Raw genomic sequence first — 24,844 nt, 5'->3', positions numbered from 1 at the left:
GAAACGAGAGCCGCGTAACTTGCGACAACAGTTTTTGCTCAAAGGCCGGAAATCGCTCCGCCCTTTCGAACCGGAAAAAGACCGGCCTTACTTCAGATTTCCGCAGAAGCGCTGAATGCGCGTGCAGGCTTCCGTCAGCGCCTCGTTCGAGGTCGCATAGGAGATGCGGAAGTTCGGGCCGAGACCGAAGGCCGAGCCGTGAACCACGGCAACGCCCTCGGCTTCCAGAAGCTCGGTCACGAAGTCCTCGTCCGTTTCGATCACCTTGCCGGACGGTGCGGTCTTGCCGATGGTGCCCGCGCAGGACGGGAACACATAAAAGGCGCCTTCGGGAACCGGACAGTGAATGCCGTTCGCCTGGTTCAGCATCGAGACGACCAGATCGCGCCGGCCCTTGAAGATCTCGTTGTTGACCGGAATGAAATCCTGGCTGCCGTTCAGGGCCTCGACCGCCGCCCACTGCGAGATCGTGCAGGGGTTGGAGGTCGACTGGGACTGGATCTTGGCGATCGCCTTGATCAGCTCGGCCGGACCGCCGGCATAGCCGATGCGCCAGCCGGTCATGGCATAGGCCTTGGACACCCCGTTGACCGTCAGCGTGCGCTCGTAAAGCGCGGGCTCGATCTGGGCCGGCGTGGTGAACTTGAAGTCGTCGTAGACCAGGTGCTCGTACATGTCGTCGGTCATCATCCAGACATGCGGGTGCTTCATCAGCACGTCCGTCAGACCCTTGAGTTCCGCTTCCGTATAGGCGGCCCCCGACGGGTTGGACGGCGAGTTGAAGATGATCCACTTGGTGCGCGGCGTGATCGCCGCATCGAGCGCTTCCGGCGTGATCTTGAAGGTCGACTTGTCGGCTTCCACGATCACCGGTGTGCCACCGGCCAGAAGAACCATGTCCGGGTAACTCACCCAGTAGGGCGTCGGGATAATAACTTCGTCGCCCGGGTTCAGGGTCGCCATCAGGGCATTGTAGAGCACCTGCTTGCCGCCGGTGCCGACCGTGATCTGGTCCGGCGTGTAGGTCAGGCCGTTTTCCCGCTTGAACTTGGCGCAGATCGCAGCCTTCAGTTCGGGGATACCGTCCACCTTGGTGTACTTGGTCTTGCCCTCGTTGATCGCCTTGATCGCGGCTGCCTTGATATTGTCCGGGGTATCGAAGTCCGGCTCACCGGCACCCAGGCCAATGACGTCCATACCCGAGGCTTTCAGTTCAGCTGCCTTGTTGGTGACTGCAATGGTCGCGGATGGTTTAACTCGCGCCAGCGCGTCGGCGATAAAGCCCATAATGCCCTCCATGGGAAACGGGAAGTTTTAAGCGCGGCGGACCGTAGTCCTCTGCAACGCAACAAGCAAGACAAAGCCCCGCTTTTCGGCGCAAAAAAGACGCTATTTGTGAGACTAGTTCAGGAACGGGCTTCCAGGATCAGCTTCGGCGTGCGGTCCGCGTCGATCAACGTCGCCTTCAGGCGCTTCTTCTTAGACTGGCCGTTCAGGCTGTTGACCACCACCGACTGAGGCACGTCGACGTTTTTCTGGGCCGCTTCCAGAAGCGTGGCGTAACTTCTGGGATGCAGCAGCGTCTCCGTGATCGGATTCTGATCGATCGAGTCCTGCGTCAGATGATAGGCCTTGAGCGCAGATTTGTTCGCCGCAACGATCATGCGGTTCGAGGTATTGACCACGATGATCGGCGCACCGCAGATGTCAAAGACCTGTGCGTAGTCCACGTCGCCTGCGGCATGGCCCGCTGAAAACAGAACACCGCCAACACTGCTGCCGAACCGGAAATACATGGCCTCATAGGTCAGTTCCACGTTGTCCGAGGAAGCCAGCAGGAACTTGGCCCGGCCGGTCGCGCTTTGCCGGCGCGCCAGCGCGGTCAACGCCAGCGACACGATGGACCGGCCGACCCTTTTCTGGATATGGGCGATGTTGCGGCCCAGGATCAGCTTGGCATCGGGGATCTGGAAGCTTTGGAGGAACCCGGAACTGGCAAAGCGGACATAGCCGAAATTGTCCACCAGAAGCACAATCCGGTTCGAACTCGCAACGAAGTGCTGCAGGATCGGCGCAAGGCCCAGGACGATATTGCCCGGATTGGCATCGTCCTCACCAAGGGAGGGAAAACAGATGGCCAGCAGCCTGCCGCCTTCCAGCTCATAGCGGTAGGCCATGAGCGGAACGCCCGGAATACGGTGGTCGGCGCCGCCGCCAACATCATAGGGCCCGGCCTTGCCTTCCCTGATCGCCCCCTGAACCAGACGCAGAATGGTCTTGCGGTCCTCCGGAGTGAGCAGGCGCAACGCCTGAGCGGATTGTGCTTCCTGAAGATCCTTGATCTCGCTGTTGAAGCTTTGCGACCCGCTCTCATTCCACAAGATGGTCTTGCGGCTGATATCGGCGATGAAAAACTGGAGCCCCGCCAGATGAAGTGCCGGGCCCAGCGTGTCCTTTTCATCTTCGGGAGCCTTCGCGGCATCAGAGACCGCAGTCTCGGCCGGTTCCCGACGTTGCGCTACTTGTGTACTCATTCGCGTGCCTGGCCGATCTTTGCGGCAATACATGGATTGGAAAGCATGATCGGGCTTAAAAGCAAAAAAGTTATGAAGACGATTCAGACAATGCCAAACATCTGACAACTCTCTTTTCTTCGCCTCTCGCCGTCGCGAATTGCGACCACAATCCGGTCACGAAATGACACCGGAAGCGCCTAAAATCGGTCGGCAACCCGGCCCAATCGACAGCCATTGTCTTCGTGTCGAAGCCATTGGAGGATTGAGCGATGGTCCGGAGAAAAAATCGTGAAGCCGATTTCCAGGATGAAACTGAAGACAACCGCGTTCTGTTGAAGGTCGCTGCCCTGTCGACGTTAGCGCTGCTGGCGCTGGTCGCCGGCATCGCGTTTCCGCAAAACAACCTGCTTCTTCTGCTGAGCGCCGCCTTCATTGCGATGGTCACCGCGACGCTCTTCCTCGCCGGTCGGCTCGGCGCAGAACTGGCCGGCATCAACGGCGGCGACGCCGACCTGGATTCAGCTTTGGTCAGGGTTAGCGTAACGTCATCGCGGAGCTACGAACAGTGATCCGGACAAAACTCAAGAAGGCATCGGCCAGTCCGATGTTGCATGAAGCGCGCCCGCTGCTCATAGCCATCACCATCGGGCTTGTCCTTGCCCTGACCCTGACGGTAGCAGCGGCATGGCGCCCCGATCAGTCCAACGCGGCGCAAACGACGGATACCTCATATTCAAGATGAAGCCGTGCTGACAAAAATAATGAGAGTTGTTTCGGCAGATCGCTCAAGACCGCACCCGGGAAAACAGGTTGCGAACCTAAGACCAAGCTGGGAGCCAACGACAACCACCAGATCGCTGTCGTTGGCCCCCGAGTGCCCGGTCCGCCCCCGGTAATCAGGTTTTTCTGCCTTTTCAGATCCGGCTCCCCCCCCCATACTGCCCGTTTGCCCCCGATAGCGGAGCTTCACTGCGGCAACAAGGTTTCTTCCGGAGCACTTTCCTTGAAACAAATGCTAATCGGCAGGCTTGCATTCGTGCAAGATATTTCGCCGGGAAAGCGCTATATAAGTGTTTTCCCGGAGAAATCAGCTGAATTCCGGGGATAACTCCAGCTTTATCTTGATTCAACTGGAGGACCGGGACCGCGCGGATCGGCGTATTCGACCCGAGCGGTTTGGCTTTTTTAAACAGAGGATTTCCTGTCGTCCATCGACGCCATCTTGCGTGCAGACCGATAGGATCGACGTACAAAACCGTTGCGAAGCGGCGTGACCCGAACCATAAAGAAATCAAAAGCAATTGGGAGCCTGCCATGGACGTCAATCTGACCCTCTCCGCGGATACAATCCGCCTTCTGGCCCAGAAGGCCCGTGCCGCTTCGTCCGCCCTCGAAGACACCTTCGAAGACGGTCACGAAGGGGAAATCGAGTTCGATGAGGAGACCCTGTCCGACACCCATAGCCATGACGGCCTTGCGGAAGAGGAAAACGACGACCTGTCCGACGAAGAGCTGCGCGAACTGATCGAAGACCTCAATGTCGATGAAGCCGCCGAACTGGTTGCCATTGCCTGGATCGGCCGCGGCGATTTCGATGCGGAAGATTTCGAACAGGCTGTGGAAGAAGCCCGGGAGCGCGCAGTCGGTCCGACCGCCGATTACCTGATCGGCATGCCACTTCTGCCGGATTATCTGGAAAACGGCCTCGACGCGCTTGATCTCTGACCAGCGCTTTTCCAACGGCACAGCGCGTCACCGGAAGGTTCTTTTGGAAAACCCGGTTAACGGTTCATTTACCAACTTCACGAAACTTCTTGGGTCCTGCAGGCTGTCAATCAGCGACATTCAGGAGCAAGGAGCTTTTAGGCAATGTTCCAGGACCATTCGGAAAGTGACACCTTTACCGCTCACAAACCGTCTCCGTGGCCCCTTGTCGGTGGCATTATCGCCCTGGCCGCGGTGGTCTGCTCTATGCTGCTTGCCTTCGGAAGCTAGATACGGCGCCACCAGCCTCTCATGGCGCGACCTTTGACCATGTCGCGCATTCCGGTGATCGATGCCCTTCGAGGCTTCGCGATCCTGGCGATGATCGCCTATCATCTGTCCTGGGATCTTTCCTGGTTCGGCTTCGTCGGCTGGCCGGTTTCTGACGGGCCGGGCTGGCGGATCTTCTCCGGCGCTATCGCCGGCTCCTTTCTCTTCCTCGCCGGCGCCAGCCTCGTTCTGGCCCATGGTCAAGGCATCCGCTGGAAGGCTTTCTGGAAACGGGAGGCCGTGATCGTTGCCGCAGCCCTTGCTGTATCCGCAGGGACCTATTTCACCTTCTCCGGCATCTTCGTGCGTTTTGGCATCCTGCACTCGATCGCGGCCGGCAGCCTGATCGCCCTGCCGTTCGTGCGCCTGCCGGTCCTGTTCGCCTATGCCGCGGCGGTCGTCGTCTACACGATGCCCCACTGGGCAAGCAGCCCGGTCTTTGACGGCGATCTCTTTTTATGGACGGGTCTGGGGACACCGGCTTCCGGGTCCGTCGACTATGTGCCGCTTGCGCCTTGGGCAGCAGCGGTCCTGTTGGGGGTCGCGGTCTTCAAGACCCCGGGCATGCCGGCTCTGCTCGAAGCGGTCCGCCCCCTGCGCCTGGCCTCATGGCCGGGCCGCCTGATCCGCTTCTGCGGTCGCAGGTCCCTGGCAATCTATCTGGTGCATCAGCCGGTCCTCTACGGACTGGTGTGGTTGGTCGCCGCTGCCGGTTTTGCCCCAGACCGGATCGCGCTCGGCTTTCAGGAGAGCTGCGTCGAGCGCTGCGTATTGGCCGGCGGCTCTGAGGCGCAATGCAAAACCATCTGCGCCTGCACCTTGACGACCTTGAAGGAAGACGGCCTCTGGGAACCTTTACTGACCAACCCGGAAGATCCGGAGCTGCTGCAGGACATGAACAACCACTACAACGCCTGCACCTTTCCCGCTGACAGCACCCAAACGCCTATCCGCTGAGGTTGGAATAGGTGTCCAGCGCCCGTTTTAGCCGGGTTCGGGCAAAGGCTTCGAAATCGGTGGAGTTGTTACCCTTCGTTGCCTGACCGAGCGCCCAAAGCATGGAAACCGCATCGCAGCGGATCTTCATCTTGAGTACCTCCAGGCACAGGCCGGTCCCTGAGTTTCCTGTCTCCGCATAAGCCGCCAGGAATGCCCGTTCTTCGCTCGCGTCGAAGTCATGTTCCAGGATCGCATAGGCGAGATCCCAGGCGGGATTGGCCATGGCCGAATACTCCCAGTCGATCAGAACCGGTCCGTCAAAACCGGAAAGAACGTTTCCTGGGGACAGGTCTCCGTGGCTTGGAACAGGCGCGAAAACATCCGATACAGGTCCCAGCCGTTCCAGCACGTCGGCAAGTGGCTCGAAGGAAGCTACAAGGTCGGTATGGGCATCCAGGTCTGCGCGCTGGCGGTCAATCAGGCTGTCCGGATCGGTCACACCGCGAAACGCAAGCGGCGCCGAATGCAAGTCGGCAACGATCCGGCCCAGCGCGGTCGGCCCGACCCGCTCTGACGCCGGCCTCGGTTCAATCGCCCGGGTGAGCAATATTCCGGAGCGGGGGTCGAGAATGACCGCAGGCGGCGCAAACCCGCGTTCCCAGGCAAGCGCGAGATTGTGCGCTTCCGCTTCCCTGTCGATCAGCCCGGCATTCTCCGCCCGCGGCAGCCGAAGCACGAAATCGCCGTCTGCCGTCGTAACCCGATAGACCCGGTTCGTCAGTCCGTCCAGCCGGGTAACGGACTGCACCGTACCAACGGCCTCCCGCAGCTCCGGATACTGTCGCAGCGCGGCCTTCACAGCCGCGTGAGCACCCTCCTCGTAAGCCGATGCAGGAAAAGTCGAATCCGAGGCTGGCGGACGGGATCTCTTTTGTGGCACTAATTACTCAACTTTTCTTTTCAGGCCTATTTCGGGCCCCTCACCTTACCGCTTCATCCGGACGGAACCCATGCAAGACCTGCCTTCCCCGCATATCACCATTACCTATTGCCGCCAATGCGGCTGGCTGCTCCGCTCCGCCTGGATGGCACAGGAAATCCTGTCGACGTTTTCCGAGGAAGTCGGTTCCCTGTCCCTGATTCCGGGCACCGGCGGCACCTTCATCATCACCTGTGACGGCAAGACCGTCTGGGACCGGACGGTCGATGGCGGCTTTCCCGAGGCCAAGGTTCTCAAGCAGCGCGTCCGCGATCTGGTCTGGCCGGAAATGGATCTCGGTCATTCGGACCGTTAGGTCATCTGCATCTGCTGCAATTTGACCACTCCTCCTCCTTAAGGATCGGACCTGACACGTAAGAGGATCGGCTGGCCCAATGAAAGCCCTGCTTTTCTCCTTCGGATTTTTGTTCGCCTCCTGCGTGACGGCGGTTCATGCGGAAACCCGAACCCTGTGCACGATTGTGCTCAACGCCGAAAACGGTGCGCGTCTCGTTGAGCAGGGCGACTGCGACAGCCGCATGTCGCCTGCCTCCACCTTCAAGATCGCCATCAGCCTGATGGGCTACGATGCCGGTGTCCTGAAAGACGCCTCGTCGCCGGTCCTGCCGTTCAGGAAAGGTTATGTGGACTGGCGGCCCAATTGGCGCAAAACAACCTCGCCCCGAACATGGATGCGGGATTCCGTGGTCTGGTACTCCCAGCAGATTACCACGCGCCTCGGCGACAAGCGTTATGCCGACTATGTGAAGGCCTTCGGTTACGGCAATGAAGACGTGTCAGGCGATCCAGGCAAGAACAACGGTCTGACCGCTGCCTGGCTCAGTTCCTCCCTGCAGATTTCGCCGGCGGAACAGGTGGCGTTCCTGCGCAAACTGATCCGCGGCGAATTGCCGGTCCGTGCCGAAGCCGTCCAACATACGGCCGAGATCACCGATTATGGCCGACAGCCCGCCGGCTGGCATGTTCACGGCAAGACTGGAGCCGGCTTGCCGCGCGATGCGGATGGCACACTCCTCAAGGGGCAGCCCTTCGGCTGGTTTGTCGGCTGGGCGGAAAAGAACGGGAAGATGGTCGTCTTTGCCCGCCTTATCCAGGACAGCCAACGTCAGACGTCACCGCCGGGTTTCCGGGCCCGGGACGGCATACTCGAAGACCTGTTCACGAACCCGGTTGATCTGGACCAGGCGTTTTGACCGCGTCCCGGATCCGTATGATGGCCTCTCCCAGCAGTTCCAGTTCCGCTCCGCGCGGCGACGTCTTACGCCAGACGAACGCGATCCGGCGCGGATGCGCGCCTTTCAGGGGGACCAGCGCCACGTCCTGGCCCTCGGCAACACCGGCATCGATCGCGATGTCCGGCAACAGCGTCGCGCCCAGCCCTTCCGCCACCATGGCAACCAGCGTCGGCAGGCTGGTCGCCTCGAAGGTCAGGTCCTGCTGCGGGCCCAGCGGCGCAAAGGCGGACAGCGCATGCCTTTGCAGGCAATGACCTTTCTCCAGAAGCATCATCTGGATGTCGGTCAGGTCCTCGCCGGACAGCCGGGGGCGTTTGGCCAGAGGGTGATCCGGCTGGATTGCCAACTGATAATTGTCTTCAAACAAGGGAAAGACCGCGAGATCCCCGATTTCATACGGCAAGGCCAGCAGGACGGCATCGACCTCCCCCGCATGCAGGCTGTGCAACAGGTCGTCGGTCTTGGCTTCCCGCAGATAAAGCTTGAGATCCGGATAGTTCCGCCGCACTTCCGGGACGATTTGCGGCAGGAGATATGGCGCGAGCGTCGGGATGGCGCCCAGCCTGAGATCGCCGGACAGGACACCCATATTCGCCGCCGCATAATCCACCATCGCCTTGGCATCCGCCAGAAGCCGGCGCGCCCGGGCCGCCAGTTCCTTGCCGATCGGCGTCAGGGTGACCGACCGGCGCGTGCGTTCGGCAACGACGACCTTCAGGGTCGCTTCCAGTTCCTTAAGCCCGGCGCTCAAGGTCGACTGGCTGGCATGGCATTTTTCGGCGGCACGGCCGAAATGCTGCTCATCGGCGAGCGCCACAAGGAATTCAAGCTGGCGGAGACTGGGTAGGATCACTGGCAGGACCATCCGACTTATCGAAATAACCGATTACTGAGATCAAACTAATCCGTTTCACTATTTTATCGCAAGCACCTATTTTCACTTTAGCGAAATTACCAACCCAAGGAGACCAAGATGGAAAACGACCTTATCGCCCGCCCGGCCATGCCGCAGCTGAACAAGCCGGCACCGGCCTTCACCGCCCCGACCACCCATGGCGAAATCAGCCTCAGCGACTATAAAGGCAAGTGGCTGATCCTGTTCTCGCACCCGGCCGATTTCACGCCTGTGTGCACCACCGAATTCATGGCCTTCGCCAAGGCCGCGCCGGACTTCAAGAAGCTGAACTGCGAGCTGCTGGGCCTGTCCATCGACAGCCACTACGCCCACATCGCCTGGATGCGCAACATCAAGGAGAAATTCGGCGTCGAGATCCCCTTCCCGATCATCGCCGATCTTTCCATGGACGTGGCCAAGGCCTATGGCATGATCCAGCCCGGTGCATCCGATACGTCCGCGGTGCGGGCGACCTTCGTCATCGATCCGGACGGCGTTCTGCGCGCCATGGTCTACTATCCGATGTCCAACGGTCGTTCGATCCCGGAATTCCTGCGCCTTGTGACCGCCCTCCAGACCTCGGACGCCAACAAGGTGGCGACCCCGGAAGGCTGGCAGCCGGGTGAGGATGTCATCGTCCCGCCGCCGGCAACCGCCGAAGGCGCCGAAGCCCGCGCCAGCGAAGGCTACAACTACGTGGACTGGTACTTCTCCAAGAAGTCCCTCTGATCCTAGTCACCCGAATCTGAAGTTCGTCTTATGTCTCAGCGCACTCCAAACGAACTTCAGATTCAAAGGGGTGACTAGCAAGTATATGTTTCTAGTGCGGTTTACGGATTTGAAATACGCGTCGGCATCCGCGGTGGAAATGAGGCGTATTTCAAATCCACCGCACTAGCTAGAGGTCCGGCCCTCCCGGACCTCCCTAACAGCGCGGCGGACGGGGCCGCGCCAAGGGCGGAGCGTTTCGTGCGATGCCGCGCTCCGCCCGACACTGGAAAAGGAAGCCGTCAACATCACTGTGGAGCCGGGTCCCGGCTCGCAGTTTCGACACTGTCATCAGCATTGGGGATTTCATCATGAGCGACCGCAAGAAAACACTCGCCAACCTGCAGACCGCCGTTTCCATGGAACTCAGCGCGGCCCATCAGTACCAGCTGCACGCGCACGTGCTCGAAGACTGGGGCATGGACAAGCTGGCCGCCCAGATGCGCGAGGAAATGCAGGAAGAACTCGGCCATTCCGACGAATTCATGGCCCGGATCATGTTCCTCAAAGGCTCGCCGGAACTGAAATTTGCAAAACAGCCGGAACGTGCCCAGACGCTGAAGGACATGTTCGAAGCCGACCTCGCCGACGAAAAGGACGCGATCAGCTTTTACACCAAGGCCTCACAGGAGGCCGCGGCCGCCGGCGATATCGGATCGCGGACCCTCTTCGAAAAGATCGTCCTCGATGAGGAAGGTCACATGTCCTGGTTGGAACTGCAACTCGACCTCCTCGAGCGGATCGGCGAAAAGACCTACGTTTCGAAACATATCTCGACCGGCCACGACGCCGAAAGCGAATAGGCACGTCGCCCTTCCTTTCCCTTCGGCAGGAGGCTTTATCGGCAACATGCCCGATTTAGCCGTCTTGCCGGGGGTTCGGCTCTCCCCCTCTGTTCGTCACATAGATGACGCCGCGGGCGAATCTCCCGCCGGCAGGGTCGTAAGGCTACTCACGTCGGTCAAAACGGGTTGCGGACGTGTCAACCATGTCCCCGAACACCTGTCAGACATGTCTCTGAACGGCGCACGAGCTGAGGAGGAAGGCACACAACATCCCTGCCGGCCCACCTGCAACGGCTACGTCAATTTAAAGCAGAACTGCGCTCGCGAAAAAATAGATTCATGTTCCGTAATATTGACAATATAATTGTCAGCCATGACGATGATTTTAAACCGAACAGAATAATCATCATCAGATATTAAACATTATTTTCCAGTTTTGCCGGACTGAAGGACCAAAACCCAAGAGGGTGATCCCCGGCTATGCAAGGCGAAAACAAGAAGACCCCCATAAAAGTCATCATCGCTGACGATTCCTCTACGGTATGCAAATTCATTGCAAGGGGCCTCCACGAAACCGGTCGGGATGTTGAAATCTCGATCGCTCACGACGGTCATGATGCTGTGCGAAAACTCAGCATGGAAACCTTCGACCTGGCTTTTCTCGATATCAACATGCCGCAACTGAATGGCATTGAAGTCATGGCGGCCATCCATGTCACCGGGGCCCGAACATTCGCCGTCTCCATGTCGGACAAATTGAGCGAGGCATCGGAAAAGAAGCTTAGGTCCTTCGGCGCCTACGATTTCCTGACCAAGCCTTTCAAAAATGCCCAGATCCGCCAGATCATCGAAACCTATGAAGCCATTCACAGGTCCTACGACGTTCTCCTCGTGGACGATTCCTCGACCGTTCGCCGCCTCGTCGAGAAAATCCTGAAGAAGAGTATTTTCGACCTTCGGATCGACCATGCCGAAGATGGCCCGAGCGCAATCGAAGCGGTCAAGAAAAAGGACTACCGGATCATTTTCACCGACTTCAACATGCCGAACATGAGCGGGATCGAATTGGCCGAACGGCTGGCAGCCTACCAGGGTGATGCGGATGTCATCCTGATGTCGACGGAAATGAGCGATGATCTCGACCAGGCGGCCCAGCGCGTGGGCGCACGCGCGTTCCTGCGCAAGCCCTTTTACCCGGCCGACGTGGATTCCATCCTGCACCACCTGTTCCGGCTGCGGCACTCGCGCTTTTCAAAACATGTGCGCATGTTCGCCATGACCTGACCGGAACCCGTTTCCGGTCGGGCCGCACTGAAACATTTCACATGGTCAACATCCGTGACGGCCATCATTTGATGGATGCAAGCTCGGTTGAGCTTCTCCGTTAATCCGCCATCACGGTCGATGCAATTCTGGAGTACCCCATAGGGCCGAACGAAGGCAAACGACATGCCTCCGTCCGGGTGTTTCAAAGCCGCGGCTCCCGTCAGGCGGCAGACCGGTCGTCTTCGGCGAACACGTCCATTGCGGCATTCAGCCCGTTGATTGCCGCCGGCAGGCCGCCATAAACCGCCATCTGCCAGATCGCCTCGACAATCTCGGTCCGGCTCGCTCCTGCCGCAAGCGTGTGTTCGATGTTGATTTTCAATTGCGGACCGGTCTGTCCGCCCAGCGCCGTCAGCGCCGCAATCGTGCAGAGTTGTCGGGTCTTCAAATCCAGGCCCGGGCGGGCATAGTGCCGGCCGTAGGCCCATTCAATCAGGCTTTCCGCGAAATCCGGCAGCAGCGCGCCATATCGATCATCGAGGATCTGTTCCAGATCCGGGTTCAGCCTTTTCGTCAGCTCACGGCCGCGTTCCAGTGCAGTGCTCATTCATCTGTCCTTTAAAGGTCACTGCGCGCCGTGTTCGGTCCGGGCACAGCTTTCGAAAGACGGATCGACGGTTTCACCCGCTTCCATCTTCCGATAGAGGGCGATCTTGTCGTCCAGAACGCCCAGCATGTCGGTGAGCCGGGCAATGTCTTCCGCCACCCTGTCCCGGTGGCATTCCAGCATCTGCCGGCGTGGCGTGAGCGAAGCCCCCCCCTTGCCGCGCAGGTCCGCATACCGCAACCGATCCTTGATCCCCATGCCGGTTGCCTTCAGCCGGTCGAGAAAATCGATCCACCGCAGCATTGTCGCATCATAGATCCGCCGGCCACCGCCATCGCGCGGCGCCTTCGGGATCAGCCCGATCTTTTCGTAGTAGCGCAGCGTATCGACGCTGAGCCCCGACTTTTCCGCAAGATCACCGATCAGCATGGACGTTCTCCGAACAGGACGATTTGGCAGACCCTAAGTGCTGGAGTGCACTCCAGGTCAAGAACCGATTTTCGGTTTTCGCTCCAACAATGGCCGCAAGACGCCTGTCATCCACAAAGCGACGGTTTTTATTGATCGAGCATTCAAAAAAACGCTAGAAAAACCGGGAGGCCTGCCCCCCTTACCGCGGAGACCCCCGATGAGCCACGCCAAGAACATTCTCGTCCTGATGGTGGATCAGCTGAACGGGACGCTGTTTCCCGACGGGCCCGCCGGGTTTCTGCACACGCCGAACCTGAAGAGGCTCGCCGACCGCTCCGCCCGCTTCCGCAACGCCTATACCGCGTCACCGCTGTGCGCCCCCGGACGGGCGAGCTTCATGTCCGGGCAGCTTCCCAGGCGTACGCGTGTCTATGACAATGCCGCCGAGTTCGCCTCCGACATTCCGACCTACGCCCATCATCTGCGCCGAGCAGGCTACACCACATGCCTCTCCGGCAAGATGCACTTCGTCGGACCGGACCAATTGCACGGTTTCGAGGAACGGCTGACCACGGATATCTATCCGGCCGACTTCGGCTGGACGCCCGACTACCGCAAGCCCGGTGAGCGGATCGACTGGTGGTACCACAACATGGGCTCGGTCACCGGCGCCGGCGTCGCGGAAATCACCAACCAGATGGAATATGACGACGACGTCGCCTTCCAGGCGGTGCGTAAGATCTACGACTACGGCCGCGGAAAATACGACCGTCCGTGGATGCTGACCGTCAGCTTCACCCACCCGCACGACCCTTACGTGGCGCGCAAAAAATACTGGGACCTCTACGAGGATTGCGAACACTTGCTGCCGGAAGTTCCCGCCATCCCCTATGAAGAGCACGACCCGCATTCGAAACGCATCTTCGACGCCAACGACTGGCGCAGTTTCGCCATCTCCGAGGAGGACATCCGCCGCTCGCGCCGGGCCTATTTCGCCAATATCTCCTATCTGGACGACAAGATCGGCGAGATTCTGGCTGCCCTCGATGCCATGCGTCTCACAGAGGACACGACGATCGTTTTCGTCTCCGACCACGGCGACATGCTCGGCGAGCGCGGATTGTGGTTCAAGATGACCTTCTTCGAGGGCGCGTCCCGTGTGCCGCTTATGGTCGCGGATCCCGGCATGCCGGCCGGGCTCTATGAGGCGCCGGTGAGCACCCTTGATGTCTTGCCGACGCTGGCCGATCTCGCCGGCATCGACATGGGCGAAATCATGCCTTGGACCGATGGCGAAAGCCTGGTGCCGCTGGCGAACGGCGCCGGCCGCGCGTCGTCAGTACGTATGGAATATGCCGCGGAAGCCTCCTACGCGCCGCTGGTCGGCCTCCGCCGCGGCCGCTACAAATACGTCCATTGCGAACTGGATCCGCCGCAGCTTTTCGATCTGGAAAGAGACCCGCTGGAACTGAACAACCTCGCGCAGGACACCGCCTTCATCGACGTTGCAGCGGAACTCGCGGCGGAAGTCCACGACACCTGGGACATGGCCGCCTTCGACGCGGATGTGCGGCAATCCCAGGCCCGGCGCTGGGTCGTCTACGAGGCGCTCCGGAACGGCGCCTATTTCCCCTGGGACTACCAACCGCTGCAAAAAGCCTCCGAACGCTATATGCGCAATCACATGGATCTGAACCAGGTGGAAGAGAGCCAGCGGTTTCCGAGAGGAGAGTAAGGCAGCCGACCCGTGCCATGGCAGAAACTGCTCAGAAGATCGCCCGCGCACAAAAAAGAAGCAGAAAATCGGGACGGAGGCTGTCCAACCCGCTCATTCCTTTGCACTTCCTTAGAGTTTTACCCCGATAAAAATGGCGGGAGGTATCGTCATGGGCATCTTCAGCGGGGTGTGACAGTGCTGTTCAATCGATCGACCGGGCACGACGGGTCGGAAGACTCAACTTCTTCGAGCCTATCCTCGAAAAAGCGTAGCCGGTTGCCGCAGCTCTCGGTCAAGACCCAGTTCATGGGCGGTCTGGGTGTCATGCTGCTGTGTGCGGTCGGCGTCGGTGCCAGCGGTCTCATTGCCGCCGGACAGGTGCAACGCACCGTTTCCGTTGCCAATGAAGCTAGCGGCATTATGGGCAATGTGCCCGGCCTTCTGCGCCATCTGGGCGACTTCGGACAGTCCGGAACGGACGAAGCCTCCAATGCGGTTCGCACCGAAATCACCTCCATCACCGGCCGGGCCGACAGGCTTGCAGCCGCCCGTCCCGACGAAGCGAACGAACTGACCGCCATTACCGGGCAACTGGACGGCGCGTTCGATACGCTTGCCGCCGCCCGCCAGGATCGCGATAGCGCCGTTCAGGTCCTCAACGACATGACCACCGGCCTGCTGGCAACGACCAACACCGCCTTCGGACAGATCGAGGCTTTGGCAAGCCAGCGGGTTGCCGCCACTCTGGTTAATGAAGGCAAGCTGCAGAACCTGTCCGGCGTGGAATCGCGGATCAGCGACATGCGTGTTGCCGTCGTCCTGATCGGCAAAGCCGTCGCCGAACTGGCGGAGCAATCTAACGGGAAGCTTGCCAAGGATGCTGTGAAACAGATCAAGGATCTGGAGAAGGACGCCAAGGCCGTGCGCAGGGCCGTCAAGCTCGACAGCGTCAAGGATCTGGTGAAGGATCTTCTCAAGCAGACCAAGGACCTGGCAAAGGATATCGGCACAAGCGACGCCGCACCGGCCGTGAACACGCTGTCCAAACTGATCGGCGACCTGCAAACCGCGGTCAAGACGCCGATTGCGGACATGAAGGCGGAACTCCGCGCCTTCGAAACGGTCAATGCGGCCATCGCCCGCCTGTCGACCAACACCCAGACCCTGGCCCGTGGTGCAGTCAGCATCCGGAGTACCTATGCCGATTACCTGAAGCAGCCTTCCGCCGAGGCGGCAACGGTTCTCCAGGGCATCCTCGACGAGATGTCCAGGGTCTCCGCCAACATGGCTGAAAACCGGACCAAGACCGTGTCGGAGGCTGGCGACAAGGATGTTCTGGAAGTTCTGAACGGATCTGTTGCGGCGCTGATTACCGAAGCCCAGGCGGCAACGGCCAAGGTGCCCGAGACTTTCGCCGAGGTCATGACGGCAACCGAGGCTCTGAATACGGCGGACAACGCCTTTTCGAACACGGTCGCCAGCCTGACCGATGCTGCGCGCCGGATCAGCGAACAGTCCGGCACCCAGGCCGTCGTCTCCGGGCAAAGCGCGAAAATCGAAATCGTGGCGGCCCTCGGCCTGGCGCTGGCAATCAGCGCCCTGCTTGCGGTCATGCTGTCACGCACGATCATGACGCCTCTCAGGCGCCTGACCGCCGCCATGCGCCACCTGCAGGACGGGCAAACCGATCTGGATATCCCTGCAGAGCACCGGCGCGACGAGATCGGCGACATGGCTCGTGCCATCGGCACCTTCCGTGACCGGGAACATGACCGTTTCCGTCTTGAGGAAGAGCAGCGCGCGAATTCGAACGCCGCTCAGCACCGCCAGCACAAGATGGATCAGCTGGTTGCTGAATTCCGCCAGGACATCGAGACCGCCCTGTCGGCCGTCACGGAAAACATGCAGCAGCTGGAAGCCACCGCGGAGCTCCTGTCCGGGATCGCCTCCAACACCAGCGGCAAGAGCGAGGAGGTGTCCCAGGCCTCTCGCGATGCCACGGACAACGTGCAGACCGTTGCGGCCGCTACCGAGGAACTCACCGCCTCCGTACAGGAAGTCGGCCGTCAGGTGACCGACACGCTGGGACGTGTGGAAGAAGCCACCGGCGCGACCAGAACCTCGACCGAACAGGTGCGCGGCCTGTCCCGGGCAGCCGAACGCATCGGCGATGTGGTGTCACTCATCCAGGAGATCGCGGAGCAGACGAACCTGCTCGCTCTCAACGCGACCATCGAGGCCGCGCGCGCGGGGGAAGCCGGCAAGGGCTTTGCCGTCGTCGCCTCCGAGGTGAAGTCGCTGGCGGGCCAGACCGCCCGGGCAACAGATGAAATCTCCACCCATATCTCGGAAATCCAGCAGTCCACCAACTCGGCCGTCCAGGCGATCACCGGCATCATGAGCATGATGGAGGCCGTCAACGAGACCGCCGCCGCCATGGCCGGTTCGGTCGAACAGCAGTCGACGGCGACCGCCGAGATATCCACCAGCATCAGCGTCGCCGCAGAGCGTACAGCCCACGTCACGGACAACATCCGCATCGTATCGCAAGGGTCAGGCGAAACCAGCCAGTCGGCGCAACAGGTCGAACAGGTGACCGACGAGGCCACACGGCAGCTCGGCGCCCTGACCCAGCGGATCGAAACCTTCCTCAAGGACGTGGCGGCAGCCTAAAAGGATGAATTGCCCGGAGGCGCGGAACACGTTCCCGCCTCCGGCAAAATTATTTTTTTAGCTCACGTTCCCAGCCTAAAATCCGCCGCAATGCGGGCGCTCATATCGGGACCGCGGAATGACACGCGCCCTGCGTAAGCCCTTCTGGGAAAAGCCGGAATCCGGCCCCTTCGAAAGGACCCAAGCCGCCTGCTTCTCCGGACAGAAGATCCGGGGCAAGGCAGGCCGCGACAGCTCCGCGCATTTATGAAAAACCACCCCCCGATACCCCCGGCAGGTTCCGAGGATACGGTTTGCCGCGCCATGAGCCCGGCCCGTCCTCGCCGTCGGGGCTCTCTTTGGAGATCCTGGAATGCGCATGTTCAAACGTCTGGTGGCCGTCCTGGCCGTTACGGTCGCCCTGCCCCTCGCACACGCCTTCGCCGACGAAGCCTCTGGCACCATCGTGGAGATCGATCCGGAAGCGAAATCCATCGTTCTGGACGATGACAGCGTTTACGTCCTGCCGGACACCATCGACACGGAAGGACTGAACATCGGCGATGTCGTAATGCTCACCTACAGCGAAGCCAGTGATGGCACACTTGTCGTTACCAAGCTCGAACTCGACCAGTAACGCGTTTCGCCCGGCCCCTTTCGAGGGGCCGGGCTTTGATCATTCAAACCCCCGGATGCACCATTTTCTCCGGGTCGACGATCCGGTCGAACTCCACCTCGTTGACATAGCCCAGATCGAGGCAGGCCTGCCTGAGGCTGAGGTCGTGCTCATAGGCGTGATGGGCCGCATGGCTGGCCTTGTCGTAGCCGATGACCGGGCTGAGTGCCGTCACCAGCATCAGGGAATTTTCCACGAAACTGGCGATCTGCTTCTCGTTCGGCTCCGTGCCGTCTACCAGGAACTCCGCGAAATTGGTCGCGCCGTCGCCGAGAATGCGGATCGACTGCAGCACCGCGTTGATCATCACCGGCTTGTAGACATTCATCTCCAGAAGGCCCCCGGCACCGCTCAGTCCCACCGTGACGTCGTTGCCCATCACCTGCACGGCGATCATGGCCAACGCCTCGCACTGGGTCGGATTGACCTTGCCCGGCATGATCGACGAGCCCGGCTCGTTGGCCGGGATGACGAGTTCGTTGAAGCCGCAGCGGGGCCCGCAGGACAGAAGCCGGATGTCATTGGCGATCTTGTAGAGCGATCCAGCCAGCGCCTTGAAGGCTCCGTGCAGCATCACCAGGGCATCATGGGCGCCCTGCACCGCGAACTTGTTCGGCGCCGTTTCAAACGGCAGCCCGGTCAAAACGGCGATCCGCTCCGCCGCCTGTTCCGCAAAGCCCGCCGGCGCGTTGATGCCTGTGCCGACCGCCGTTCCGCCCAGCGCCAGAAAGTAAACATCCTTCAACGCATATTCGATTCGCGCGATGCCTTCGTCGAGCATGCGCACATAGCCGGAAAATTCCTGGCCGAGCGTCAGCGGCGTTGCGTCCTGCATGTGGGTGCGTCCGATCTTGATGATCCGCTCCCAGGTCTTCGCCTTCACGTCCAGAGCGTCACGTAGCTTGCGCACCCCCGGCAGCAGCCGACCGGTCGTGTGGATCGCCGCCGCCATGTTCATCACGCTCGGAAACGTGTCGTTGGACGACTGGGACATGTTGACGTGGTCGTTCGGATGGATCGGGTCCTTCGACCCCATTTTTCCGCCGGCCATCTCGATCGCCCGGTTGGCGATTACCTCGTTGACGTTCATGTTTGGTCCTGGGTGCCGCTGCCTGTCATCCACACATGGAGGGGAAAATGCGCATCCAGATCGCCCCGATCGACCTCCTCGGCCGCGGCCACGATCAGTTCGCACTTGTCGTCCGGCAGAAGCCCCAGCTCCGCATTCACCTCCCCGCCGCAGCCCGCTTCAAAAAGCCGTAGGCATGAATGATCTCGATCGGCATCAGGTCCGTGCCGATCGAGAAATACTTCAGCGACCGCTGCGTCTGCGCGCCCCAGTAACGGTCGTGCGGAACTTCGATCTCGCCGAGGCTGTCGCTTTCTAGGCGCATGGGGGACTCCTGACAGGTGAAATGGTTAGGTGGGCGGCGTCACCTTAACGCCGAGAGAGGACCTGTGTCAGCCGTCTCGCTCCGGCAAGCGATCACGTTCCCGATCAACCTGAAAAATTTGATCGTTCCCGCTCACCCTTCATTAACCGAAACCGCTGAAATCCGCGGGTTTCTCCCGTTTGCTCAGGATTGTTTCACTCCCTTGCCGCACAATGCCGCTCAAGAGATGGGCACGAGTTCAGCTTTCAACGCCGCGGGGGCGGTGGCAAGGCGACGTGCTCCGTTTGATATCGCGAGGGGAGCGCCCGCAGATGTACCGTCAGACCCGGCTGACCAAACCGGAGGACATGGAACCGTTCGATCCCGGTGGGAAGCCTCCCCGTTTCCGGCTGCGCCATTTCGTCTATCTGACCGTTTCCGTCCTGCTGGCCGGCGGCATCATTGCCATGGCGTATCTGCTGGCGACCACGACCCAAAGCGCAGACGACCTGGCGCTGACCCATGAAAAGGCGCTGGTCAACGAAGCCCTGAATCATCAGCTGGACCTGCTCGCCCGCGACCAGACCTTCCTCGCGGTGAACGACCAGACCGTGAAAGAGGTCGAGAGCGGGCATATCGGCAAGGCCGCCGCGGACATGATTGCCGCCCGGACCTGGCTCGACTTCGACCATGACTGGACGCTGGTGATCGGACCGGACAACGACCTGATGATGGTCGCCGCCGAAGACGAGGTCGTACCCGCATCCGGCGGCCGCGAGGTTCTGCTGGCGGCCCGCGATCTGGTGACCCGTGCGCGTGACGGATATTTCTCGGTCCGCAGGCCCGCCGCGGAAGGGTATCGCGTCCGCTATGTGGAAAAGGGCGAACTGGCCCCGATCTACGCGTCGGATGTTCGCGAGGTCGACGGCAAGCCGGCGCTGGTCAGCGCCATGGCCATCATCCCCGAAACCGATGCCCTGACCCTGCCGGACGGCGCGCCCGGCGTCCTGCTGTCGGTGCGGCTGATCGAAACCAGACTGCTCGCCAGTGTCAGTCAGACCTTCCTGCTCGACGATTTCCGTTATTCCTCAAGCCCGGTTTCAACCGACGCCAACGTGCCCGTAACCGTCAACGGCGATGCTCCGATCGGCTATTTCGAGTGGATCAGCGCGGCGCCCGGCACGGCGATCCGTTACGCTATCGGTCCGATCGCGACCGCCATCATCCTCGCCTTCCTCCTGATCGGCTATATCTCCGCCCGCAAGCTGGCGCAAAAGTCCAAGGCGCTGGAGGACAGCGAGGCCCGCAACCGATATCTCGCCCTGCACGACACGCTGACCGGGCTGGGCAACCGGACCTATTTCGGCGATCTGCTGGATGCGGCGATGGACAAATGCGACACGTCCCCCTGCGCGGTGCTCGCCATCGACCTCGACCGCTTCAAGCAGGTCAACGACACCTATGGCCACGAGGCCGGCGACATGGTGATCCGCAACGTCGCCCGCCGGCTGAAGGAAGCCATTGCCGGATCGGGCATCGTTGCCCGCACCGGTGGCGACGAATTCCTGGCGCTGATCACCAGCAATGTGGAAGAGAGCCATCTGCGCTGGCTGTGCGACACGATCATCGAGGAAGCCTCCAAGCCGATCCCGGTCGCCGGCGGCATGGCCCATATCGGCGTCAGTATCGGCTGGGCCATCGCCCCGAAAAACGGCGACACCGCCTCGCTGGTCCTGTGCCTCGCCGACCAGTCGCTCTATCACGCCAAGGAAAACGGCCGGAACATGGCTGTGTTCGTCGAGGACCTTTTCCGCGAGGACATGGCCGCCCGCGAGAAGGAGGCTTCCGAAAACGGCGCGGACAAGCGAAAGAGCGCCTGAGAACCGGCGCGACTACCAATCGGCACGTGTCCCGCGAACGTCCACGTGAACAAAGGTGGCATATTTTCCGATCCCCCCTTCGAACAGGCCGGAACTGCGGATCTGCCGCATTCGGTCAGCCCATTGTGCGGGTCCCCCAGCCCCAGCGCCAACTACCTTGAAGTCAGCGGCCGTAAAAGCCATGTGCTGGCTGCGCGTTGCACCACCAATGGCGGAATTGTACTTGGGGCTTCGATAAACGCTCGTCAGAACGACCGGAAGTCCCACTTGCTCGCGGAACTCTTCAAGTACCCGTACGAGTGGAAGAACATTTTCCCATAGCTCCTGTGGAGGGTCGGTGTTCAGGCCGTTGGTGGCATGAGCTCCGCCTTTCACCAGGAACTCATGCCACTTGAAGTGTTGAACATCTGGGAGTTTTTCCTCGAAATAGGCTTGGAATGGATGCGCGGGAGGGACATTGTTGTCGATGTTCGGTTTGTTATGCTCAACGACATCGTTTGCATCCGCATCGGAATCTGACTGGTTTGCCTCGTCCTCGCCGACGACATCGAGCCCAAGGTCAACATGCCCCTCGTCATGCAAGTATTTCAAAAACGCCGCGCAACCGCACTGTTTAGAAACTGCGTTCACACTGAAAACACCATCCCCAATATACTTGCCCTTGGCGTAGATGGTTGAGAAACTCCAGAGGTAAGGCGTCGGAATTCTTTTCTTGCGATAGCCCCAGCCATTGTATCGCTCCCAGCGCCACAAGGCCCGGGGCAGTGACCAGTCCTGCAGTCCGGCGAGTTCATGGTGTTTCAATGCATCGCTGGCACTCGCTTCCCAGGAGTTCGGCGGATTCCACACTTTGGGGCGGCCTGAAGGCACTCGAAACGTCCTGTCTCTGAGCGGGTCTCCATTATGTAGATGCGTTTTGAAATTGAAACTCGACTCAAGCATGTGGATTCCGGCGATGAACCACCACGGAATACCGAGAGGGTTTCCGACCGCTTCGTATCGCGTCTTGTTTTTTAAAGCTTGCAACGCTTGCTTCTTCACCAGGGCCTTGCGGTCGTTCTTGTAATCCGCGCCGAGGAAGAAGCGGATATACTCATCCGCAATCTGTTCATACTCGCGTGCTGTCGACGTCGCAGGGGCGACGAGAACTTCGGTCGGTTTTGCCTCCTCCGGAATATCGACCGGATTGACAACAGGAGGCAATTGCCCTTCATCGTTCTTAATATCCTCGACTTCCTGATTGGACGTGTGGGTTGTGCGCATCCCCTCGTCATCGTGGAACAGACGCAAGGCTTCAGACAAACGCTCCAGCAGTTTGTTGAGGACCGGTGCTGCATCGGGTAACCGATCAGGCGATATGGAAACGAACTTGTCGTCCAGTTCATCCGCGAGCGCCTGGAAACGTTCCGTGATATTCAAGAACCTGCGCGTTCCGGCGCGAAAGCCCGCTATGGCTTCATCAAGGTGCTGATCCGCGAGATTCAGGCCGAAATCAGTGATGGCATTCAGCTCATCCATGGTCTGCGCATTGTTTTGCAGTTCCAGGATCCGGGCCGTGGTGAGGTCTTCCGTGAGTTCTGCTACAATTGATTCAGGTGTTGCCATAAGACTCCTCCCGCATCTGAAGCTCAGCGCGTTGCAACGGCGGCGGCTGAACGGACATCTCTTATCCGAGCCCAGAATTCTTCGGATTTTCTACGGATCTCGGCCGCTTCCGCAGCAATCAGGGTCAGACTTTCCACCGTACCGGGTTGCTGGCTTGCCGCGATCACCAAAGTGTCCAGCGCCTCGGACGTCTGGTTCAACAATTGCGTGTAGGCAGTCAGGCTCTTGTGAAAGTCCGAGATGCTCTGCCGGATGGCGTTGACCCGTTTTAATGCAGCCGCCCGGGTGGTCGAATCTTTGTTCAAGCGTGCCGCATTGGCTTCGTGATTGGCGACAATGAGGTCTCTTTCCCGGGCTGCGAGGAAAACTTTGTAAATTCTGGGCGTATCCTCCATCAACGCCAGCAAAAGCTCCTGAACATCCGGCTTGCTGTTCAGAATCGCATCGCGAACAACGGCATTCGCCCTCGCCGCGCTCAAACGACTGTACATATCCTTCGCAAACGTCGCCGATGGCGGAATAAGAGTGGACAGTCCTCCACTGGGAACAACCCCGAGTGTGGCGACCGCATTTACAAGCTTGATTAACTCATCGACACGATTGCCGAAATCGGTCGCCGGCTTTCCTTCCGCCAGGTCCACCAGCATGCTGTTGTAGCGAACCACTGCTGCCAGGGCATCGCGACGTGCGACGATGGAAGGATCCTCGTTTACGCGCCTCCCTTCTTCCGATAGCGCGACAGCCGGATCAAAACACTGAGGATATCCGAGAGGTGACGTCCCGCAATTTTGCCGGGCGGTTGTACCTTTCGAGGATATGATCGGGGAGATCTCATCCAGCAGAAGGTCTCCTGCATCCTTCGCCTGCTGAAACGCTTCGGAATAGGCCCGCAGCGCTTCTATCGGAACGCCGGCACAGCCAGCGAGGATGGCAAGGCAGACCACGACTGCCGGAAGCATCGCTTGCCACATCCAGCAACTCAGCCTTGACCTTGCTTGAATGCCCATCACCATCCCCTTCAGGTTGCTCAAGCCGGCAATCAAAATCTTTGATAGAAATTAACTTTATTCCACACCCAAAGCAATGCGAAGGAACCGCGCCTCCGGAAACATATGAAACTCCGCCTGGTTTTGCTGAAGGTCCATCGTTCGATTGATTGCTCATCGCTTCGCCGGGTTCGACGTCCCGCGCAACGTTGCGCGCCCTCCCAACTCAGCCCATTCAGGAGCCGTGGCGAACCGACGGCAAAGGGCCGTCCGCCCCCTTATCCGAGCGCGGGTGGCCCATATTGCGGGGACGAGCAAGTCGTCCCCTTCCCGTTCGAAAAAGATCGCCGCCAGATACCTGAAGGCTTTGGCTAAGCCGCCAGGCGACCTTCGAAGGCGTGCTGGTGAGTGCAGCATCTCTGACGAGACCAGAGGGAGACCGAAGAAGAAGCGGATAAACCGCCTTCCCTGAAACTGGTAGGGCGAAGGAGTTCCTGAGCAGAGCGAAGCCAAGCCCTCCGGCTGCCCCATTATTCGCGAGACTCGACCACGCCTTTTCGCAAGAGATCCGGGTCGGTGTCCGGTTCGGCCTCGATATCCGCATGAGGCAGCGGCTGGACCGGCATCAGTCCCGGACCGAACAGGTTGCGCCGGCTCCCCGCGCCAATTATTGATTCCCTATATCGAAGCACCAGCCGGCGGTTCCATCTTTCATGCATTCCCTTAGAAATTTTCAGCACTTCGCAAAACGCATTGCTTTCGCCATCGCAACGTCCCTCTCCGTCCTGACCATAAGCTCGTCCGCGTCTCATGCGGGCGAGCAGGAAACCCTGCCCTGCAAGGCCGCACAGGGTGAAGCGCAGGATATCTCCCGGGAAGACCTGGAACACCGGTTGTCGGATCTTCTGTCCCGCGGCGAGAACGACGGCGTCAGCCATAGCGCGACGTTAGAGGGCTGCGTCCTGGTTCAAAGGTTTAACTATGACGAAAGCCAGCAGAAATTTCGCGGCTACAATTACATCGAAAAGAAGGTCGATGTCCGGCTGCTGGAAACGAATCTGTGCAAGGTCCGCGAGGAAAACGCGGACAAGGAGCGGTTTACCAGGGGAGACCAGATCGCCGTTGTCTACAAGCCCCGGCCCGAATACCTTCAAAGACTGCTGAAGCTTGAATCCATGGACTATCGGATCGGAACCGAGGAAACGAAGGCCTTTCCCGAAGACGTTTCCGCGCGCCTGAAAAGCATTGCCCAGCGCCAGAAAGACGAGCTTCAGGACAAGATTTACCTGAATGCGGGAACGGGAACCTATTTCAGCGACGGCACCTGGACCTTTTCGCCGGAATCCATCCACATCCTGACCGTGCTGCTTGGGCAGGAAGACGAACTGATGGAACGGATGGACACCTACGGGCGCCTGTACTGCAGCGACAAGCCTGCCGACTAGGTCACGGCCCCTGGGTTCTCCTGTCACCCTTGTGTCAGGAGCCTGTCATTTGCA

Annotated in this window: 22 protein-coding genes and 1 pseudogene; 14 read left to right on the top strand and 9 right to left on the bottom strand. The window is 60.0% G+C overall.

Going from position 1 to position 24,844, the window contains the following annotated elements; all coding sequences use genetic code 11:
- Positions 1–87: 87 nt before the first annotated feature.
- Both ABIN98_RS09090 and ABIN98_RS09085 read right to left on the bottom strand, forming a co-directional pair.
- Positions 88–1,287 carry a pyridoxal phosphate-dependent aminotransferase gene (locus ABIN98_RS09090; protein WP_346909350.1) on the bottom strand — a complete coding sequence of 400 codons (1,200 nt, stop codon included), beginning with the start codon at positions 1,285–1,287 and terminating at the stop codon, positions 88–90.
- A 119-nt stretch (positions 1,288–1,406) separates the two neighbouring features.
- A complete protein-coding gene (locus ABIN98_RS09085) occupies positions 1,407–2,534 on the bottom strand; it encodes a hypothetical protein (RefSeq protein ID WP_346909348.1) in 1,128 nt (375 codons plus the stop codon).
- A gap of 251 nt (positions 2,535–2,785) precedes the next feature.
- Between ABIN98_RS09085 and ABIN98_RS09080 the strand changes: the two genes are divergently transcribed.
- The 4 genes from ABIN98_RS09080 to ABIN98_RS09065 all read left to right on the top strand — a co-directional run bounded on the left by ABIN98_RS09080 (position 2,786) and on the right by ABIN98_RS09065 (position 5,507).
- Entirely contained in the window at positions 2,786–3,085 is a 300-nt protein-coding gene (locus tag ABIN98_RS09080) for a hypothetical protein (protein WP_346909346.1), read from the top strand.
- Positions 3,082–3,258 (top strand): hypothetical protein, encoded by a 177-nt coding sequence (locus tag ABIN98_RS09075; protein WP_346909344.1) that lies wholly within the window; start codon positions 3,082–3,084, stop codon positions 3,256–3,258. Before ABIN98_RS09080 ends, ABIN98_RS09075 begins: the two co-directional genes overlap by 4 nt.
- A 572-nt stretch (positions 3,259–3,830) precedes the next feature.
- Positions 3,831–4,241: a DUF3775 domain-containing protein gene (locus ABIN98_RS09070; protein ID WP_346909342.1), complete on the top strand. Its 411-nt coding sequence runs from the start codon at positions 3,831–3,833 to the stop codon at positions 4,239–4,241.
- A gap of 291 nt (positions 4,242–4,532) precedes the next feature.
- Positions 4,533–5,507, top strand: a complete 975-nt coding sequence (locus ABIN98_RS09065; RefSeq protein ID WP_346909340.1) for a heparan-alpha-glucosaminide N-acetyltransferase — start codon at positions 4,533–4,535, stop codon at positions 5,505–5,507.
- On the opposite strand, the gene ABIN98_RS09060 is transcribed toward ABIN98_RS09065, so the two are convergent.
- Positions 5,497–6,348, bottom strand: a complete 852-nt coding sequence (locus tag ABIN98_RS09060) for a choline kinase family protein (RefSeq protein WP_346909338.1) — start codon at positions 6,346–6,348, stop codon at positions 5,497–5,499. The genes ABIN98_RS09065 and ABIN98_RS09060 overlap by 11 nt on opposite strands.
- Before the next feature lie 151 nt (positions 6,349–6,499).
- On the opposite strand from ABIN98_RS09060, the gene ABIN98_RS09055 reads away from it, so the two are divergent.
- Positions 6,500–6,784, top strand: a complete 285-nt coding sequence (locus ABIN98_RS09055) for a SelT/SelW/SelH family protein (protein WP_346909336.1) — start codon at positions 6,500–6,502, stop codon at positions 6,782–6,784.
- 79 nt (positions 6,785–6,863) lie between these two features.
- Positions 6,864–7,682, top strand: a complete 819-nt coding sequence (gene blaOXA / locus ABIN98_RS09050) for a class D beta-lactamase (protein WP_346909334.1) — start codon at positions 6,864–6,866, stop codon at positions 7,680–7,682.
- Here the strand turns inward: blaOXA and ABIN98_RS09045 are convergent.
- Entirely contained in the window at positions 7,648–8,577 is a 930-nt protein-coding gene (locus tag ABIN98_RS09045; RefSeq protein ID WP_346909333.1) for a hydrogen peroxide-inducible genes activator, read from the bottom strand. The two genes, blaOXA and ABIN98_RS09045, sit on opposite strands and share 35 nt — an antisense overlap.
- 120 nt (positions 8,578–8,697) lie before the next feature.
- Between ABIN98_RS09045 and ABIN98_RS09040 the strand changes: the two genes are divergently transcribed.
- The 3 genes from ABIN98_RS09040 (at position 8,698) to ABIN98_RS09030 (ending at position 11,456) form a co-directional block, all read left to right on the top strand.
- A complete protein-coding gene (locus ABIN98_RS09040; protein ID WP_346909331.1) occupies positions 8,698–9,348 on the top strand; it encodes a peroxiredoxin in 651 nt (216 codons plus the stop codon).
- Between the two features lie 350 nt (positions 9,349–9,698).
- On the top strand, positions 9,699–10,190 hold the full coding sequence (locus ABIN98_RS09035; protein ID WP_346909330.1) for a bacterioferritin: 492 nt from the start codon (positions 9,699–9,701) through the stop codon (positions 10,188–10,190).
- A 462-nt stretch (positions 10,191–10,652) separates the two neighbouring features.
- Positions 10,653–11,456 (top strand): response regulator, encoded by an 804-nt coding sequence (locus ABIN98_RS09030; RefSeq protein WP_346909328.1) that lies wholly within the window; start codon positions 10,653–10,655, stop codon positions 11,454–11,456.
- Positions 11,457–11,658: 202 nt separating this feature from the next.
- Here the strand turns inward: ABIN98_RS09030 and ABIN98_RS09025 are convergent, their stop codons facing one another.
- A complete protein-coding gene (locus ABIN98_RS09025; RefSeq protein ID WP_346909326.1) occupies positions 11,659–12,045 on the bottom strand; it encodes a carboxymuconolactone decarboxylase family protein in 387 nt (128 codons plus the stop codon).
- A gap of 18 nt (positions 12,046–12,063) precedes the next feature.
- Positions 12,064–12,474, bottom strand: coding sequence for a MerR family transcriptional regulator (locus ABIN98_RS09020; protein WP_346909324.1), 411 nt, complete (start codon positions 12,472–12,474; stop codon positions 12,064–12,066).
- 199 nt (positions 12,475–12,673) lie between these two features.
- On the opposite strand from ABIN98_RS09020, the gene betC reads away from it, so the two are divergent.
- The 3 genes from betC (at position 12,674) to ABIN98_RS09005 (ending at position 17,462) form a co-directional block, all read left to right on the top strand.
- Positions 12,674–14,191 carry a choline-sulfatase gene (gene betC, locus ABIN98_RS09015; RefSeq protein WP_346909322.1) on the top strand — a complete coding sequence of 506 codons (1,518 nt, stop codon included), beginning with the start codon at positions 12,674–12,676 and terminating at the stop codon, positions 14,189–14,191.
- 258 nt (positions 14,192–14,449) lie between these two features.
- Positions 14,450–16,846 carry a HAMP domain-containing methyl-accepting chemotaxis protein gene (locus ABIN98_RS09010; protein ID WP_346909320.1) on the top strand — a complete coding sequence of 799 codons (2,397 nt, stop codon included), beginning with the start codon at positions 14,450–14,452 and terminating at the stop codon, positions 16,844–16,846.
- A 352-nt stretch (positions 16,847–17,198) separates the two neighbouring features.
- Positions 17,199–17,462 (top strand): DUF1344 domain-containing protein, encoded by a 264-nt coding sequence (locus ABIN98_RS09005; RefSeq protein ID WP_346909316.1) that lies wholly within the window; start codon positions 17,199–17,201, stop codon positions 17,460–17,462.
- 43 nt (positions 17,463–17,505) lie between these two features.
- Here ABIN98_RS09005 and fumC read toward each other — a convergent pair.
- A pseudogene (gene fumC, locus ABIN98_RS09000) lies at positions 17,506–18,895 on the bottom strand (class II fumarate hydratase).
- A 311-nt stretch (positions 18,896–19,206) separates the two neighbouring features.
- On the opposite strand from fumC, the gene ABIN98_RS08995 reads away from it, so the two are divergent.
- Positions 19,207–20,754, top strand: coding sequence for a diguanylate cyclase domain-containing protein (locus ABIN98_RS08995; protein ID WP_346909314.1), 1,548 nt, complete (start codon positions 19,207–19,209; stop codon positions 20,752–20,754).
- 12 nt (positions 20,755–20,766) lie between these two features.
- Here the strand turns inward: ABIN98_RS08995 and ABIN98_RS08990 are convergent, their stop codons facing one another.
- Both ABIN98_RS08990 and ABIN98_RS08985 read right to left on the bottom strand, forming a co-directional pair.
- Complete coding sequence (locus ABIN98_RS08990; RefSeq protein ID WP_346909312.1) at positions 20,767–22,359, bottom strand: D-Ala-D-Ala carboxypeptidase family metallohydrolase; 1,593 nt, start codon at positions 22,357–22,359, stop codon at positions 20,767–20,769.
- A 23-nt stretch (positions 22,360–22,382) separates the two neighbouring features.
- Entirely contained in the window at positions 22,383–23,390 is a 1,008-nt protein-coding gene (locus ABIN98_RS08985; protein ID WP_346909310.1) for a hypothetical protein, read from the bottom strand.
- A 668-nt stretch (positions 23,391–24,058) separates the two neighbouring features.
- Here ABIN98_RS08985 and ABIN98_RS08980 point away from each other — a divergent pair.
- Entirely contained in the window at positions 24,059–24,790 is a 732-nt protein-coding gene (locus ABIN98_RS08980; protein WP_346909308.1) for a hypothetical protein, read from the top strand.
- Positions 24,791–24,844: the final 54 nt, after the last annotated feature.

It is taken from the genome of uncultured Roseibium sp. (genome assembly GCF_963675095.2).
Taxonomy (GTDB): Bacteria; Pseudomonadota; Alphaproteobacteria; order Rhizobiales; family Stappiaceae; genus Roseibium.
Note: the sequence above shows the minus strand (reverse complement) of the source record. Positions and strands in the feature narration are given on the sequence as shown.